We start from the raw sequence: 17,505 nt of genomic DNA on the forward strand, positions 1-17,505 counted from the left end.
TTTTTAAATGCAAATAATAGTATTTGCTTTATTTATATGTGCTGATTATTTACTTTCTTGTTTAGCCATCCAACGTTCTTGATGACCACGTGATATGCGCATGATTTCAGTATATAAATCAGCTAATTCTTCTTTAAGTTCAGGGTTTTCTAAGTAACCTTGAACTTTTTCAATGACTAGGGCTTCTCGACCAGCATCAAAAATGTCTTTATTATTGGCTAGCTTGACCTCAGCTACGCGTTCAACTATTTTCGTTCTTTCTTCAAATAATTTCACGATTTCTCGGTCAAGGCGGTCAATTTCAGTACGTTCTTTTTCTAACATGTTTTTCTCCTTTAACGGCTAATTTTAATTTAGATTTGTAATTTTATATCGGGGGCGGATGACGACCAAATCAGCATACTGGCTAGCTTGGCTGGACAATCTCCTTTACCCAAGACACTTGTTTTTCATGATATTGATTTAAGCATCAATACTTCATCCTATCCATTATAAATAAGGACCAAATCAAAAGCAATTGCAAATAAGGATTGCCTACACCATCTGGATTTATTGACGAACTGGCAAAATATCGTTATAATTTTTGAGTTGAAAAATGTGCATTAAACAAAATAACTAATATGAAGGGTGGATAGATATGTCAACAGAATCTATCTCTGAAACAAGAGAACATGTGAATCAAAGAACATTAGGTGATATTCGTGACCGTAAGCCCGTTTTTTGGGAGAATGATAACCATGTACCTTTCAAGAACTTAAAAGGGCAACTGGATGTGTCAGTCCTAGAGATTAAAGATGCAGAGGCACGATTAAAACGATTTGCACCATTTATCAAAGCAGTCTTCGAAGATACGGTGGCTTTAGATGGTCTGATTGAATCGCCAATCTCTGACATTGACAAATTCAAGACTGTGTTAGAAACCACTTATGATTTTTCATTTCCTGGCCAAATGTTCCTAAAACGGGATGACTTATTACCGATTGCCGGTACTATTAAGGCTCGAGGGGCTATTTATGAAGTCTTGCATCATGCTGAAGCATTAGCCTTTGAAGAGAAATTATTATCAGGTTATGACGATGACTATTCGAAATTCGCGACTAAGGCATTCCAAGATTTCTTTAAACAGTACACTGTAGTTGTTGGGACTACAGGTAACTTGGGGATTTCTTCAGGTGTGATGTCTGCCAAAATCGGTTTCAATGTCCAAGTCCATATGTCGCATGAAGCCAAGCAATGGAAGAAAGACTACTTAAGAAGCCACGGTGTCCAAGTGATTGAACATAAGACCAACTTCACAGAAGCCGTAGACCAAGGGCGTCAATCAGCTCAATCAGATCCCTATGCTTACTTTATTGATGACGAACATTCAATTCAATTGTTCTTAGGTTATACAACTGCAGCGTCAAGACTAGAAAAACAGTTAGCTGATCAAGGAATCGTTGTCGATGAAGACCATCCACTTATGGTTTATCTACCATGTGGTGTGGGTGGTAGTCCAGGTGGTATTACTTATGGTTTGAAACAAATTTACGGGGATCATGTTCACTGCTTCTTTGCTCAACCAACTCATGTACCATCTATGTTACTAGGGTTAATCTCTAAGAAATTTGCAGATATTTCAGTCTATGACTTTGGGATTGATGGCTTAACCGTTATGGACGGTCTAGCAGTACCTAGAACCTCTCAAATCGTGGCTAAATTAATGTCAAGTATCTTTGATGGTGGTTATACATTGACTGACAAAGAGTCAAATCGTCTGTTAACAACACTGAAAGATGTAGAAGATATTTTTGTAGAGCCAGCAGCCACAGCAGGATTAGTTGGTCCACAAAGACTCTTCACTACTGAAGCGGGGCAAAACTATCTGCGTCACAAGAACTTAACAGATAAAGTAGCTAACATGACCCATATTGCATGGGCAACTGGTGGGTCAATGGTACCAGCAGATGAGCAAGTGTTATTCTACGAAAATGGTAAAGCCAATCAATAATGTGAAACGATAAATCGAAATCACTATAGAAGAAAAGGGTAATTGAGTGTCACTGAATCTCTACCCGAAAACTGAACACTCAAAAAAAGAGTGTTGTAAGTTTTCGGGTTATTTTTATGCAAAATTTTCGGTATACTCTATTTGAGTTATACAGAAGGGAGTGGGCAGATTGAGTAAAAAGATATATAGCCAAGCTGAGATTCAAGCTTTAAGAAACAATCCTAATGTGAAAAGTGTGACAGAGAAAAGTATTACCTATTCATCAGAATTCAAAATAAAGGCCATTAAACAAAGCAAACAAGGCATGATATCCACTCAGATATTTGAACTTGCTGGACTTCCTTCTCATTTAATCGGAAAAGGAAAATCCGATCAATCACTATCACGTTGGAAAAGATTATATAAAGATCACGGAGAAGATGTATTGTTACAAGAGACTCGTGGTTCAAAAAATAATGGTCCCTATGGACCAAGAGAACAATTATCGTTACAAGAGGCACTAGACAAAGCAAATGCCCGTATAGCCTATCTAGAGGGGAATCTCGAACTAGTAAAAAAATTAGAACAGCACGAGAGGAGCGTGAAAAACGACAAAAGAAACGACTTAAGTAAACAAGAACGCTTTAGATTAATTAACCAAATTATTCGTGAGAATCAACTTGCTGGAATGGTGAATCATTTATGCGACCTTGCAGGGGTAAGTAAAAGCGGCTACTATTACTGGCTAAATAGTAGCGATAAACGTGCTGAGCGTGATCAAAATGATTGGGAAGATTTCCAATTGTTATATAGAATTTTTCTGGATAAGAAGAAGTGTGGGATTGATGAAATAAAAATGGCGTTAGAAACTGAATACGATGTAGTAATGAATCATAAAAAAATCAGAAGAATTTTGCGCAAGAATAACATCATATCATCAATACGGGCAGCGAATCCATACCGTAAAATGATGAAGGCAACCCAAGAAAATGCTACCAAGAAAAACCTTGTCAATCGTCAGTTTGATCAAGGTATCCCGTACAAAGTATTTCTCACAGATATCACTTATCTTCCTTATGGAAGTGGACAATGGGCCTATCTTTCAGCGGTTAAGGATGGTGCTACCGGCGAGATTGTTGCACATCACTTCTCAACTAGCTTAAAAATGAATTTAGTTTATGAAACGCTAGATAAATTAAATAATGTGATTAAGGATATGCCAGTAATGGAAAGGTATATCCACTCAGATCAAGGGGTTCATTATACCTACCCTATTTTCCAGGAAAAAGTTGAGAATATGGGGCTAATACAGTCTATGTCGAGGCGCGGTAACTGTTGGGACAATGCACCTATGGAATCATTCTTTGGTCATATGAAGGACGTTGTATTATCTGAAAGAACAGAAACACTACAAGATCTTTGGTATGCAGTTGAAGATTATATTGAATTTTACAACAATCGTCGCTATCAGAAAAAATTAAAAAAGATGACCCCGACAGCTTATCGGGATCATCTTTTGTGGGTAGCGTAACTCTCTTTTTTTATTTGTTCAGTTTAACGATAGGGTTTCACACAGCTCACTTACTCTTTTTTTATTTTGCCCAATTTTTAGCAACAATTGCCACTGTAGTTATGACTTTAAGTGCCTTATTAATAGCATCATTTGTAAGTTCAATTACGAAAAAATTTGGCACAAAAAAGCTGGATCATTCGCACTAATCGGTGCAGGCTTCATCTATGTCATTGTTCTCGTATTAAGAATTCAAAATGCATCTTGGTACGTTTTGCAAAAAGCATCGAACCTTTCCAACTAAAGTGAAGGTTCGATGCTTATAGACGTTTATGAAGTTAAATTTAACTCAATATTTCTCAACAAAAGACTTCAATCTGATGGTTATGCCGTTCTTTAATCTTGCCTTCATCAGCTAATTGATGCAGGGATCGGCTAAGTGTTTCAGATGACATGCCTAAAAATCCTGCTAAAAACCGCTTCGTTTCCTCGTGATAGAAGATTCGGTGGCCATTCACCAACTCGGCTTCCTTACAAATGAAATTGAATAACCGGTCTTTTGCGGTACAAGTAGATAATAACATGGATTGCTCTTCTGAAGCGTGTAGCCGCTGAGACAAGGCTTCAATCATCTTAAGGGATAATTGCGGGTAGTCCATCAGCAGTTGTTTAAATTGTTGATTTTCAATCAGGTAAATTTCACTTTTTACCATAGCTACGGCATGCGCCTTGCGGATACCTTCAAATAGGGCTAGTTCACCAGTAAATTCCATCGGTGCAATCATCCGGATGATTTGTTCGTTTCCCAACTCTGATAATCTAAAGATCTTTACTTTACCAGTTAATACAAAGAGAAAATAGTGGGCTTCTGTATTGGTTGCGTAGACCACTTCATTTCGTTTGTACAAGCGTTTAGTAAAATAAGGGACAATTTGTTCTAGCGTTTGACAATCCAGCTCTTTGAATAGGTCAAATTGTCTTAGATCATTGATTTTATCCTGGGCTAACATATTTTCACCTCATTGTTATTTACTTTCTACTTGTTTAGCTAAAGCTTTGGCAAAAGCAACCGCATCGCCGACATACCCGACATCTGATTCTTTAAAGATAGCGGCTTTAGGGTCCTTATTTACAGAAAATACAAATTTTGCCTGATTCATCCCGACAGTATATTGGATGGCGCCTGCAATCCCGAAATTCAAGAGTAATTGCGGTTGGATAGTGACCCCACTTTGACCAATTTGCTCGTCATGTGTGTACCAGCCGTTCTCTGCTAGGGGACGGGTAGCACCAACTTTTGCGCCAAGTAGGTCGGCTACTTTTTCAGTATAGACTAAATTGTCTTGCATCTTCATCCCGCGGCCAACAGCAACAACCTTATCTGCCTCAGTGATTTGATTCGTTTGTGGTTGACCTGGAATTCGTTCCAAGACTTGGTAGGTATAAGGCCGTTCTAAGGCAATCGTTAGGTCTATAATAGCACCTTGACGGGTATTGTCAAAGGGGAGAGTGTTAAAGACATTTGGCCGGACTGTGGCCATTTGTGGACGACGGGTTGGTGTTAGAATTGTACACATCAAGTTGTCCCCGTATGAGGGTTTAATCTGTAGCAACTGCCCCTTATCATTGATAGATAGGTCGAGGCAGTCTGCGGTTAAACCAGTTTGCAGGGCACCTTGTAGTCTTGGCGCTAAAGCTCTCCCTTTAAGAGTGGCTGCGAATAAAATAATATTTGGTTGGTAGTCGTCAGCTAATTGCTTGATAGCTGTTTTTGATAATACAGGGTCAAAGTCAGCGAATAAGTCATTTTTCACAACTAACACCTGGTCAGCGCCGTGGCCAATAAGACTTGCTGCGTGATTAGTTTGACTTGTTTCTAAGAGGATGGCTGTTACACTATCTTGGCTATTTTGACTCATTTCATGGGCTTTACCCAATAATTCTAGCGTTGAAGGGTGGATGGTTTCTTCTGAAATTTCAGCAACCACCCATATACCTGATGATTTTCCTTGATTCATGGACTTACCTCCTTAGATGATATGTTTGTCTGACAAAATGGCTAACAATGCTTCGGCCGCTTCCGTCGGCGACCCTTCAAGCATGGTCATTTGACGGACTGATTCTTCCGGCACAAAGCTTTCAGTCACAATAGTAGGGGACCCTTTGATACCGATTCTATCGAGGTCACAATGTAGGTCACCCTCGTTCCATACCGTAATCTCTTTTTGCATAGATTGTTTAATCAAAAGAGGCGATTGATACCGCGGTTTATTGATTTCATCACCAACACTCATAACTAAGGGGTAAGAAACACGGATGATTTCTTGGTCCACTTCCAAATACCTATTGACATCAATGGTTTGATTAACTGAATCAAGGTCGACTATACCAGATGCGTTGGTGATTTGTGGTAGATCCAACTCTTCAGCAATTAATGGGCCAACTTGTCCCGTATCCGCATCAATTGCCTTTAAACCTGTCAAAATAAGATCCACGTTCCCAATCTTGCGTACAGCTTGAGCTAGGGTATAAGCAGTTGCTAAGGTATCTGACCCAGCAAAGGCACGTGAAGATAGTAGATAAGCCTCGTCACAACCCATGGCTAGGGCTTCATGCAAGCTCAATTTAAAAGAATCAGGGCCCATGCTGACAACAGATACTGTACCACCAAATTTTTCTTTTAACTGAACAGCAGTCTCAATGGCATGTTCATCAAAGGGGTTAATACGGCCGCGAACACCACTCCGAATAAGGTTATTCGTTTCTGGGTCAATTTTAACGTGGTTAGTGATAGGGATTTCTTTTATAAATACGACGATTTTCATAGCGTAAATTCCTCTCTAGATTCAAATAAGACTGAATTTGCGATGTCTAATTGGAGTTTTTCATACGCACCTTCAGCATATTGTAAGGCCTTAGCGTCACGCCATAAGTGCTCAACTGGATATTCTTTGGAGTAACCATAAGCCCCAAAAATCTGCATAGCGTGGTTAGCTGCTTTCAAGGCTTGGTCTGAGCCAAATAATTTAGCGGTTGTTGTCTCCATCTTATGGTCAACTTCTTGATCTCTTAACCAGGCAGCTTGGTAGATGATTAGTTTTGTTGCATGTAAGCCCATGGCAATATCAGAGATTCTAAATTTAATCCCATCAAGGTGAGACATCTTACCACCAAATAGTTCACGCTCTTGAATATAGTTGATAGAAGCTTTCAAGGCGGCATCTTGAATACCAGCCGCTAGTGCACCCATTAAAAACCGGGCTGTATAGTGGGCATTGTGTCCAATTTCCATCCCTTGGTCAATAGGACCTAAGCGGTCAATATCCGGTACAAGGGCATCTGATAAGTAAATATCACCGACTGGACATCCGCGCATCCCCACAAAGTCTTCAACACGACCGTTTTCAAAACCAGGATTTTGATTATCTAAGATAAAGACAGTCCGGCTATGTTCAGTATCTTTTTCAGGACTGGTAATTGCTAAAATAAGGTACATAGAAGCGGCTTTAACTCCGTTGGTTAAGAAAGCCTTATTCCCGTTCAACAACCAACCATCTGGAGTCTGAACAGCTGTTGTTTGTTGGGTAGAAGCATCAGATCCACTAGCTGGCTCAGTTTGTCCAAAGGTAAATAACTCCCGATTAGCCCTAGGTAACCAACGGGCCTTGATCTCTTCACTACCATAAACGACAAGCTGGTCGATTGCTTTCCAGTGGGCTTCAAGGGTAAAGGCAACACCGGGGTTAACTTTTGCTAGTTCAGCAATCACCATAGTCTGCGTTACAAAGTCGTAGCCAGCGCCACCATAAGCCTCAGGGACAGCAATCCCTACAATCCCAACATCCGCCATTTTATCTGTTAGGTCTTGTTGGTAGCCTTCCTTTTCAATCTCTTCGTATCTTGGGGCAATTTCTTTTTCCGCAAACTTTTGAATCATCTTACGGAGTAGTTCTTGTTCATCAGTGAATTTAAAATCCATGTATTTTCACCACTTTCAGTATATTGTGTACTATTTCACCACCCAAGTATACGCTAGTCAGATTGTCGTTTTCCTTGACTAATATCAAACTTTTGACGAAAAAAGATTAAAATTAAAGTGCTTACATAGGTTTGTAGAACCGCAAATATATCTTATAAGTTTAAGTGAAGAGCGTCACAAAAAAAATCTAACTTAACAATCGCCTAAATCGCTAAGTTAGATGTCTCTTAAAATATAAAAAAGTATGATACGACGACAAATAGAATGGAAAATAAGGTACCGATTAAATAGTATTCGGCGAATCCTTGGTTCTCCTCAATCAGTTTGAAGCGGGCAATAGACTTTGCAGTATAGATTAAGCCGATGGAAGATAGGGCATTTAATGACAGGAATATAGCTGATAAAATTCGTTCTAAATTCCCAATCATAGCGCCTGCACCAGGAACAGTGACTATTTCAGTTTGGTCAACTTTATCGTCGGTGTAATTTTGATATTGATTGAAAAGCACTTTAAAGGTAACGTTCGCGGGTTTGGTTATTAATACCGTCAGTAAGGTCCATTTCAAGACCAATGTAGGTAAGGATACGGAGACGTCACGGGATGCCGGAAAAACAACCTGACTTAAGACGACAATCAATGAAATGTGTAGCAATTGATCAACCAGATAAATATAAGGAATCGGTTCTGCCTGGAATATCCACTTCCGCTGTAGGGTCACCTTCAGTAAATCAATTATGATATGTCCTAGCCATACAGCTGAAAATAAGAGAATCATATCCGACTGCCAAGTGAGTATCCATGATATAAACAAAAGTAATCCATGGATAGCTAGGTGTCTAGCAAGAGCGGCGTGACTCTTTCTCTTGGCTTCTGACAGTTTCTCACTTTGAAAATGGTAATCACCTAGAAAGTGAGCAATTAATAATACGAGTGTGATGGCATTATGAATCAGTATCATCGACCTCCTGAATGAAACGTGCCAGCTGTTCTTTTCCAGCTAGATAGATTTTAATATTGGCTGAATTTAGTCGTTTACTTAAAGCTGAGGGAGATAATTCTAATTTTTTAGCAAGTGCTTTTTGATTAAACGATTGCTGGTAAATCCCCGTCTCTAAAAGTCCATTGAAGACATATAGCTGGGTTTTAGTCCAACTTGACCGGATAGTATCCGTCAGTAAGAGCAGGGTATTGATGGTGTCGTCTTTTCTCTCTAGACCAAAAAAGGCTTGACGTAAATTACCGCTGTAATCGTGTTGCTTGACTGATTCAATGGCGCTTCTAGCGTGCCAGTATGCGGGGCCATCTGCGCCTATACTGACTTCAGGATCAATCTCTGTGGCTATTGACCCGTAACCAATCCCAAAGCGAATGGGGTGGGGAATGAGTCGTTGGATGTCATCTATCATTTGAAACACTTGGTAATGAGGTTTAATCAACACTTGAAATTCATCACCTAAGGTTATCGTTAATTTTGACGCGATGATGTCACCGTAGTTTTGGTTAATTGTAGCAAAACTTTCTAATAAGTTTTCTTGTAAGTTTTCTCGGTCAGCTGATTTTTTTGAATCAATTAAGTCACCGATAATCGCTATATAGTTCTTAGACATGAGGCACCTCCTTGATGTCCATTATAACGGAAATTACCTTTAATTGCCACTATAACGGAAATTAAAATGGTTAAAAATATCCCTTATTTAGGAAATTTATAAAAATTGCCCTTATTTCCGGCATACTTCGCAATGTATACACTACATCACGCCTGTTCGAAAATTGATGTGTTTCATTTTTAGACCACTAATGACCGATATTCGATCATTTATCATAAAATCCTGAGTGCTATACTACGAGACAAGCTATTAGAGACCTATTGTTAACAAATGAAAGCAAATCTTGATAAATGATTGGAGGAATATGTATGTTAAAAAAAACTAAGCATACCTAACAGCCGCCTTAGTAATCTATCCCATCATTGCTTACAGTTTTGGCGTATCCTATATTTCATTATTTAAATCCATCTCTGACTTGAGTTTTATCGCATTCATTACAGGCGGTTCAAGTGTTGTATTACCATCACTTAGCGACTGTTTAGAAGAAAATAAAGTACCAAAAGTAATCTCATCAGGCGTAACGTGCCTAGGCTACACACTAAATCTAGGCGGTGCAGCTATCTATGTATCTTTAGCCATTTCCTTTATAATGAACATATATGATGCTTCATTAACGATTTCTGATTTTGTCGTTTTAGTAGTATTTCTTACTTTTATTACCAAAATAAACGCTACAGTACCATCAGGGGCCATTGTCGTGCTTCTTGCTACTGCGAATCAATGGATACCATCTGAAGCAGTTGCCTTACTGGTATCCATTGATTTCTTCGCTAATGCAAGTAGAACAGCCTTAAATGTGGTTGGAAATGCTTTAGCAGCGACTATTATTGCCAAAACAGAAGACGCACAATTGCCAGAATTCACTAAAATTAAAAAGAAAGAAGGCGCAACAATTTGACCGATAAGAAAGTATATATCATCCACGAAAACGATGATTGGACAAAACATTTAACTAAACGACTTGACCAACTGTCTATTCCTTATGACACTTGGTTTCTAGACACAGGGATAGTGGATATTCAAGAAACACCACCAGCAGGCGTTTTCTATAATCGGATTTCTGCTTCGTCACACACAAGAGACCACCGCTATGCACCTGAATTAACTAGTCAAGTTTTACCATGGTTAGAAAGCCATCAGGCCACTGTAGTAAACGGTAGTCGCGCAATTGAACTTGAAGTCAGCAAGATTAAGCAGTATTTAGCCTTACAAAAAGCAGATATCCAAACGCCTAAAACGATTGCTGCAGTTGGTAAAAAAGAAGTTATCCATGCTGCTAAAAAACTCGATACTTTCCCATTTATAATTAAACACAACCGGGCAGGTAAAGGACTTGGGGTAAACCTATTTGAGCGAATTGAAGACCTAGAAGACTATGTTAATAGTGATTTCTTTGAAGATTCAGTTGATGGGATTAGTTTACTTCAAGCCTACGTTAAACCAGTAAACGGTAGGGTGTACCGGTCAGAATTTATTGGTGGTAAATTTCATTATGTTGTCAGCATCGATTCTTCAGACGGTTTTGAATTGTGCCCGGCAGATAACTGCCAGATTCCAATTGAGGGGCAGGTCCAATCTACACCAGATAAATTCCAAATCGTTGACGGGGTATTAAGCAAAGAAGAAATTCATAAGATTGAAAACTTTTTAAAAGCTGAAAATATCCAAGTAGCAGCAGTGGAATTTATTGTAACGGCAGATGGACAGAAGTGGGCCTATGACGTTAACACCAATACAAATTACAATGCAGACGCTGAAGGGGTTGCACAAAAATTTGGCATGTTAGCACTAGCTGAATATCTTGGTGACTTATTAGCGAAAATATAAAAAAGAGATAGCAAATGTATTTACTGTCTATGTCTGCTAATTACCCTTAGCGGACATAGAAGGGAGTTTAAATAGCAAACAAATACCCTAGCTTTATCTGCGAAAGCAAACAGTCATTTATTCAACATTTCTAGTAACCGCCCCCAAATCCATGGTTGAGAGAGGGGGCCTTTGTCATTTATAATCAGGGTATTTGCAAATTATTATCTTTGCTTTTATCTTCTAAATCTTTGATAATTCTTGATTGGTCAATAAGATCTTCAATCAACTGACTAGAAGTATTCAAGTCTTCATTTAAATCTTGGGCGTAGATTTCCGTGGTTCGGACACTAGAATGCCGTAGCATCTTTTGCGTTTCCCTTAAGTTACCGCCGTTAATTAAACTTAAGGTTGCAGCGGTATGTCTCAGTGAATGTGGCGTAATTTTAGATGAATGAATCCCAACAGCTTCATAAGCATTCGCGATCACCCTAGAAATTGACCGAGCTGACATACGACCACTTTTATTACGATTACCGTGCGAAGCGAATAAAGGCGCTAAGTCAGTATTAATCATGATACCTTGGTCCTCACGGAAGCGTGTATAATCTCGCACAACTTCCTTGGTTTTACGGGGAATAATGACGAATTCATCTTTCTCACGGCGACCTTTACCTTGTACATAAATAACTGTGTTCAAACCACGTCGTTGAACGTCTTCAAAATTGGCTCTACTGAGTTCAATGGTCCTTAACCCAGTAGTGACAGCAAGTAATATAAGTGCATAATTACGTTTACCAATTAGCGTATCCGTGGTTGATTTAAGGTAATCTAGCAACTTTTCAACGTCCTCAATATCAAGTGCATCCTTTGCGTGGCCGTGTGGTATCGGGATATTATTATTAGCTCTAGCCACAATATTCTCATATAGATTTTCTCGTTCTAACCATTTAAAGAACTGGTTGAGCATGTTACGGTATGACTTAATGGTCCGGTCTTTGTAGCGAAACTGGTCCAATGCACGACGTTGCTCCTCAGAGACGTCATCATAGTCTATATCGTTGATTAGGATATACGTCTTACTCGGCTGATTGATTAAATCGTCAAAATAGCGTTCAATATCATGATAAGTTGGATGCGTGATCGCTTGTTTCTCCATATAAATAAAAAATGGTTTGATGTTCTTCAAATAGCTTTCCTTAGTGCTAGATTGCTTCTGTGATAGATAGTCGGCATATAGTTCGTAGAAAGATTCCTTATCAAAGTAATTGTCCATATGTAAAACTCCTTCAAATACTAAAATCAATTATACCAAACATACGTTCTTAATGATAGATTGGTATTTGAGAATAAATGAAGAAGCTGACTGGATTTGCTGAAATTTATTATAATAAGTCGATAAATCAATTAGCTGGAGAAACTTAACGATATAAAGTTTAGTCATTGAAGTGAGGAGCACACCAAATAAATATCTTAGTGAGAAAGATTATGGTAAATCTAAAACAGTCTATGACAGTAATCCATATAAATGATACAGAAATGCGTCAAAAACCGTCTGTGTATCCATGAGTATCCCTATATATAGTTGTCTATATCTATTAGTTTACATAACATATATTATTTAAAGCAATAAGTATTTTAAATATTCAATTTCTATGTCCAATCTATGATGTCCTCTACCTATCATTCGTTGATAACATTTTGTATTAGCCTCAATTAATCTCTAATGATATGATGGTATTAAACTAAAAAGTTAGGAAGATTTTTTTATGACAGACCCATTATCTTATACTGAAACGACCATAGATACTATAGAAAATGACCAAGTGATCATCCGTCCTGCTGAACTTGCTGATGCATCGCAGTTAACGGCTATCTATAATTATTACATTCAAAATACGACCATTTCTTTTAGAATCGCCCTAACTGACGTTTCCTTAAAGGAAGAACAAATTACTGAACGTATCGGCATCAACCCCTTTCTAGTGGCTGATTATGACGGCCAAGTCATCGGTTTCGCTTACACCTCTGACGCTGGTGCTTATGAAGGCTATCGACCTTCTAAAGAGATTTCTATCTATCTAGATGCCCACGTTAAGGCTAGAGGCATTGGTAGTCGCTTATATCAAGCGCTAGAACAAGAAATCATCGACAATTACCCTCATATCTATAAACTCGTGTCACAAGTCACTGGAACCAACGAATCATCGTTAAAATTCCACAAGAAACATGGCTTTGAACAATTTGGTGTCTGTGAGAATATGGGTTACAAATTCGACCAGTGGCTAGACGTTGTCTACCTGGAAAAAAACATTCGCCCTCTTGAATAAAATATAAAAATAACCAAACAAAAACCCAGAACAAACGTTCTGGGTTTTGTTTTATGCTTGAAAGTTTATTATAATACCAAGTTATATACTAAGGCTGCAATGATTGCACCAATGATAGGGCCTACAATTGGCACCCAAGCGTAGCCCCAGTTTGAACCACCCTTACCTGAGATTGGTAAGAAGGCATGGGCAATACGAGGACCTAAGTCACGAGCCGGGTTGATAGCGTATCCTGTAGGACCACCTAATGAAAGACCTACCGCCCCTACTATGATACCAACGATCATTGGGTTTAAACCGTCTGAAATTTGGTTTGCACCTAGAGCCATAACCCCAACAACTAATACAGCAGTACCAATAATTTCAGTCATTAAATTCCAAACTGGACTATCAACTTGTGGGCCTGTCGCAAAGGTTCCTAGAATTGAACTTTCCTCTTTAGTTGCTTCAAATTGCTCATGATAAGCTAACCATACAGTGGTAGCACCTAGAATTGCACCAATCATCTGTCCAGCAAGATAAGGAACTACTTCACCCCAAGCAAATGAACCATTGATAGCAAAAGCTATCGTAACCGCAGGGTTTAAGTGGGCAGCTGATAAGAAACCAGAAGCGTACACACCAATAGTAACGGCTAAAGCCCAACCCATCGTGATAACAATCCAGCCGCTATCTTTGGCATTTGACTTACTTAAGTTTACACCAGCGTTAACACCACACCCAAGTACGATTAACAAAAAAGTTCCAATTAATTCACCAATAAATCCATTCATATCAAAACCTCCCATGATTTTATTTATCATCTAATATTGGAAGTACGACGAATGCCGTACCTCCGAACAATGATTTATTTTAAGTATTGTAACTCAGCTTTGGCAATTTCTTCTTCTAATGTTTTGTTCTGTTGATCAGCTGTAGCTTGGTCTAAACCAAAGTGGTCGACGATTGTTTGGCTTACAGCATCTTTCACTTCAAGCATCTTGTCATGTTGGAATAACATTAATGTTGTACGACGTGCGAAGAAGTCTAACGGTGTGTATACGCCTTCTTCTTCTAATGCATAGATTAAGCTAACTGCAATATCCACTGGATAGTCATATTTAGCTGCATATTCCTTAGCTACTGGTAAGTAGGCTACTACACGATTCATGTTTGATCCGTATAATTTAGCCAATTTTAATGATTGACCGTAAGTTAAACCGCGGGCAACACCAACATTAGCAAATTTTTCCATAGCTGTTTCGTAGTTGCTTGGATCAAACTGACCACCAGACACTGGATAAGTCGATGACTGAACTAAATCATAGTTTTTACCACTAAGTTCAGCTACAGCAGGGATTACTTTTTCCATTGCCCCTTTAGCCATCTTACGATAGTCAGTAAGTTTACCACCAGCTAGGGTAAATAATCCTGAGTCAGAAACAGATAAGTCTGAACCGCGTGATACGCTTGATGGGCTTCCATCACCACGTTCAGAAGTATTAGAACCTAAATCTTGTAATTTGTCCTCAACCACGCTACGTTCAACTTTATCTTTGCTGTAGTCATCGAATAAGGTCACTAATTCATCAAATTTACGTTCTGATAAACGACCAGCGTCACCACCATTGTAGTCAGAAGCATTATTTGAATCAATTAAGGGACGTAAACCTGCCCATGAAGCTTCAATATCATTGATCGATAAGTTGGCATTCGGGAAGCGGTGGTTAACAACACGTAATAGGTAATCAACGTCTTCTTGAGTCACTGTTGGGTGCTCAAAGTCACCTGTGTAGTCAGTATCTGTTGTACCAAAGTAGGTTTTGTTTTCACGAGGTAAAACAAAGACCATACGGCCGTCTTGTTCGCCTGTGTCAAAGTAAATTGGTTGTGATACTGTCAATTTAGATTTATCTACGACAAAGTGCACACCTTTTGTTGGACGCATTTGCGCTGGTTTCTCATCAGACCCGTCTAATTGACGGATTGTATCTGACCAAGGACCAGTCGTGTTGATCACAACATGAGATTTCACTGTAAATGTTTCACCAGATAGTAAATCTTCAACTTTAACAGCAACTATTTTGTCATTTTCATATTCAAAACCAACAACTTTAGCGTGGCTTAATAAATCAGCACCATCATCGTTTGCTTGTTTGATATTTTCAATCACTAAACGTGAGTCATTGTTGTTGAAATCTAGGTATTTACCACCACCGATTAAACCCTCAGCCATTAAGTCTGGTTGGCGACTTAAAACTTCATCTTTAGACAACATTTCGTTGGCGTATTGAGAGTCTTTTACACCAGCTAGTGAGTCATAGATATCCATAGCGATTTGTAGGCGTAATGGATTAAACGTCACTTTTGGTTCGTCATATAAAGGCATTAACATTGGGTCTGGTTGAGGGATATGTGGTGCAATGTTATGTACAGTTGCACGCTCAGTTACTGTATCTGAAACCACTTCTAGGTCGAAGTTTTTCAAGTAACGGATACCACCGTGGACTAGTTTAGTTGAACGGCTTGAAGTCCCTTCCGAGAAGTCTTGCATGTCCACTAAGGCCGTTTTTAGGCCTGATGCAGCAGCTTGAATCGCTACACCAGCACCTGTGATACCGCCTCCAATAATGAATAAATCATATTGGTTTTCTTTTAATTGTTCGACTGTTTCTTTTCTATACTTAAATGATAATTTAGGCATTAAAACTATACCTCCTACGTATTAGTCGTTTGCTTCTTCTTTAAAATATTGTGAGTATGCACGTGTAGCACGAACTGCATTTGTCCAACCCGCATATAGATTTTCTTTATGTGAGCCATTCATTTTCGGTTCGAAAGTTTGTCCTGGTTGGGTAAACGATTTCAATTCGTCTATATCTTTCCAGTAACCAACTGCTAACCCTGCTAGATAAGCAGCACCCAAAGCAGTTGTTTCAAGGTTTGCAGCACGAGCAATTTCGATACCAGTAATGTCTGATTGGAATTGCATCAAGTAACCATTCATTGCTGCACCACCATCAACTTTTAGTAATGGAATATCGATACCAGTATCCTTATTCATTGTATCAGTAATGTCACGAACTTGGTATGCAATTGATTGTAAAGTTGCTTTGGCGAAGTCAGCTTTTGTCGTCCCGCGTGTGATACCAAATGCTGCACCACGAGCGTCAGAATCCCAGTATGGCGCACCCAACCCAGTAAAGGCTGGTACTAAGTAGACTTCATCTTCATTTGTTGATTGATTGGCTAAAGCTTCAGTCTCAGCAGCATTATCAATTAACTCTAAACCATCGCGAATCCATTGAATCGCTGAACCAGCAACGAATACAGACCCTTCTAAGGCGTACGTTACCTTGTCGCCAATCACAAAACCAACTGTTGTTAATAGGTTATTTTGCGATAGTTTCAACTCGCTACCCGCATTCATCACGATGAAGGCACCAGTACCGTAAGTTGATTTCACTGTACCTTCTTCAGTTGCTAATTGACCAAATAGTGCCCCTTGTTGGTCCCCAACCATACCAGAAATGGGTACTTCATAGCCATAGAAGTGGAAGCCAACAGTATGACCGTAAACCTCTGAGTTTGAGCGAATTTCTGGCATCATGACTTTTGGAATGTCTAGCATAGCTAACATTTCATCATCCCACTCAAGTTTCTCAATATTCATTAACATGGTACGAGAGGCATTAGAGTAGTCAGTCGCATGGACTTCACCATTGGTTAATTTCCATAATAGCCAAGTATCGATCGTACCAAATAGCAATTCGCCTTTTTCGGCACGCTCTTGGGCACCTTCAACGTGGTCTAAAATCCAACGAATTTTGGTCGCTGAGAAATAAGCATCCACCACTAAACCAGTGTGTTGTTGGATTTTTTCTTTCAATCCTTGTTCAATTAGGTTGTCAGAGATGGGTGCAGATTGACGAGATTGCCATACGATCGCGTTATAGATTGGTTTACCCGTTTCTTTGTCCCAAACAACAGTTGTTTCTCGTTGGTTGGTAATCCCAATACCAGCGATTTGGTCCGGACGTAAGCCCCCATCGATAAAGGCACCTGCGATAACTGCTTGCACTGAATTCCAAATTTCATTGGCATTGTGTTCAACCCAACCAGATTTAGGGAAAATTTGCTCGAATTCTTTTTGACTAGAAGCAATAGGTTCAGCCTTATGGTTGTAAATTACAGCCCGTGATGAAGTTGTCCCTTGGTCGATTGCCATAATGTATTTTTCTTGTTCACTCATTAAAAATCCTCCTATAAATTGAAAATTATCGGTAAATAAGCGCTTTCATTACTTAGAAACTATAACCCATAA

16 protein-coding genes are annotated in these 17,505 nt (G+C 39.1%); 5 read left to right on the forward strand and 11 right to left on the reverse strand.

What is annotated here, in order from left to right; all coding sequences use genetic code 11:
* Positions 1-45: 45 nt before the first annotated feature.
* Positions 46-324: a chorismate mutase gene (locus ACFW0C_RS07370; protein WP_338191385.1), complete on the reverse strand. Its 279-nt coding sequence runs from the start codon at positions 322-324 to the stop codon at positions 46-48.
* A gap of 313 nt (positions 325-637) precedes the next feature.
* Between ACFW0C_RS07370 and ACFW0C_RS07375 the strand changes: the two genes are divergently transcribed.
* Positions 638-1,990 (forward strand): D-serine ammonia-lyase, encoded by a 1,353-nt coding sequence (locus ACFW0C_RS07375; RefSeq protein WP_378106547.1) that lies wholly within the window; start codon positions 638-640, stop codon positions 1,988-1,990.
* A gap of 169 nt (positions 1,991-2,159) precedes the next feature.
* Positions 2,160-3,500, forward strand: coding sequence for an IS3 family transposase (locus ACFW0C_RS07380; RefSeq protein ID WP_378106549.1), 1,341 nt, complete (start codon positions 2,160-2,162; stop codon positions 3,498-3,500).
* A gap of 338 nt (positions 3,501-3,838) precedes the next feature.
* Here ACFW0C_RS07380 and ACFW0C_RS07385 read toward each other — a convergent pair whose 3' ends face one another.
* The 6 genes from ACFW0C_RS07385 to ACFW0C_RS07410 form a co-directional block, all read right to left on the reverse strand.
* Complete coding sequence (locus ACFW0C_RS07385; protein ID WP_378106551.1) at positions 3,839-4,489, reverse strand: Crp/Fnr family transcriptional regulator; 651 nt, start codon at positions 4,487-4,489, stop codon at positions 3,839-3,841.
* A 15-nt stretch (positions 4,490-4,504) separates the two neighbouring features.
* Positions 4,505-5,497 (reverse strand): electron transfer flavoprotein subunit alpha/FixB family protein, encoded by a 993-nt coding sequence (locus tag ACFW0C_RS07390; RefSeq protein WP_290491573.1) that lies wholly within the window; start codon positions 5,495-5,497, stop codon positions 4,505-4,507.
* A 12-nt stretch (positions 5,498-5,509) separates the two neighbouring features.
* Positions 5,510-6,304, reverse strand: a complete 795-nt coding sequence (locus ACFW0C_RS07395) for an electron transfer flavoprotein subunit beta/FixA family protein (protein WP_378106553.1) — start codon at positions 6,302-6,304, stop codon at positions 5,510-5,512.
* Positions 6,301-7,458, reverse strand: a complete 1,158-nt coding sequence (locus ACFW0C_RS07400) for an acyl-CoA dehydrogenase family protein (RefSeq protein WP_338191380.1) — start codon at positions 7,456-7,458, stop codon at positions 6,301-6,303. The genes ACFW0C_RS07395 and ACFW0C_RS07400 overlap by 4 nt, the downstream gene beginning before the upstream one ends.
* 227 nt (positions 7,459-7,685) lie before the next feature.
* Positions 7,686-8,417 (reverse strand): DUF3307 domain-containing protein, encoded by a 732-nt coding sequence (locus ACFW0C_RS07405; protein ID WP_290491567.1) that lies wholly within the window; start codon positions 8,415-8,417, stop codon positions 7,686-7,688.
* Positions 8,401-9,066: a SatD family protein gene (locus ACFW0C_RS07410; RefSeq protein ID WP_290491565.1), complete on the reverse strand. Its 666-nt coding sequence runs from the start codon at positions 9,064-9,066 to the stop codon at positions 8,401-8,403. Before ACFW0C_RS07410 ends, ACFW0C_RS07405 begins: the two co-directional genes overlap by 17 nt.
* A gap of 349 nt (positions 9,067-9,415) precedes the next feature.
* On the opposite strand from ACFW0C_RS07410, the gene ACFW0C_RS07415 reads away from it, so the two are divergent.
* Both ACFW0C_RS07415 and ACFW0C_RS07420 read left to right on the forward strand, forming a co-directional pair.
* Positions 9,416-9,964, forward strand: a complete 549-nt coding sequence (locus ACFW0C_RS07415) for a dicarboxylate/amino acid:cation symporter (protein ID WP_378106634.1) — start codon at positions 9,416-9,418, stop codon at positions 9,962-9,964.
* Positions 9,961-10,893: a RimK family alpha-L-glutamate ligase gene (locus ACFW0C_RS07420; RefSeq protein WP_290491564.1), complete on the forward strand. Its 933-nt coding sequence runs from the start codon at positions 9,961-9,963 to the stop codon at positions 10,891-10,893. Before ACFW0C_RS07415 ends, ACFW0C_RS07420 begins: the two co-directional genes overlap by 4 nt.
* Positions 10,894-11,077: 184 nt before the next feature.
* Here ACFW0C_RS07420 and ACFW0C_RS07425 read toward each other — a convergent pair whose 3' ends face one another.
* Positions 11,078-12,148, reverse strand: a complete 1,071-nt coding sequence (locus tag ACFW0C_RS07425; RefSeq protein WP_290491563.1) for a tyrosine-type recombinase/integrase — start codon at positions 12,146-12,148, stop codon at positions 11,078-11,080.
* Positions 12,149-12,641: 493 nt separating this feature from the next.
* Here ACFW0C_RS07425 and ACFW0C_RS07430 point away from each other — a divergent pair, with 493 nt between their 5' ends.
* Positions 12,642-13,202 (forward strand): GNAT family N-acetyltransferase, encoded by a 561-nt coding sequence (locus ACFW0C_RS07430; protein WP_378106556.1) that lies wholly within the window; start codon positions 12,642-12,644, stop codon positions 13,200-13,202.
* A gap of 68 nt (positions 13,203-13,270) precedes the next feature.
* Here ACFW0C_RS07430 and ACFW0C_RS07435 read toward each other — a convergent pair whose 3' ends face one another.
* The 3 genes from ACFW0C_RS07435 to glpK form a co-directional block, all read right to left on the reverse strand.
* Entirely contained in the window at positions 13,271-13,975 is a 705-nt protein-coding gene (locus ACFW0C_RS07435) for an MIP/aquaporin family protein (RefSeq protein ID WP_378106557.1), read from the reverse strand.
* Positions 13,976-14,049: 74 nt separating this feature from the next.
* The gene (gene glpO / locus ACFW0C_RS07440) at positions 14,050-15,885 is read right to left on the reverse strand and encodes a type 1 glycerol-3-phosphate oxidase (protein WP_378106559.1); all 1,836 of its coding nucleotides are present in this window, start codon (positions 15,883-15,885) and stop codon (positions 14,050-14,052) included.
* 21 nt (positions 15,886-15,906) lie between these two features.
* Positions 15,907-17,433 carry a glycerol kinase GlpK gene (gene glpK, locus ACFW0C_RS07445; protein WP_378106560.1) on the reverse strand — a complete coding sequence of 509 codons (1,527 nt, stop codon included), beginning with the start codon at positions 17,431-17,433 and terminating at the stop codon, positions 15,907-15,909.
* Positions 17,434-17,505 lie beyond the last annotated feature (72 nt).

The organism is Aerococcus sp. NPDC058936 (assembly GCF_042741995.1).
In the GTDB taxonomy this organism is placed as follows: Bacteria; Bacillota; Bacilli; order Lactobacillales; family Aerococcaceae; genus Aerococcus.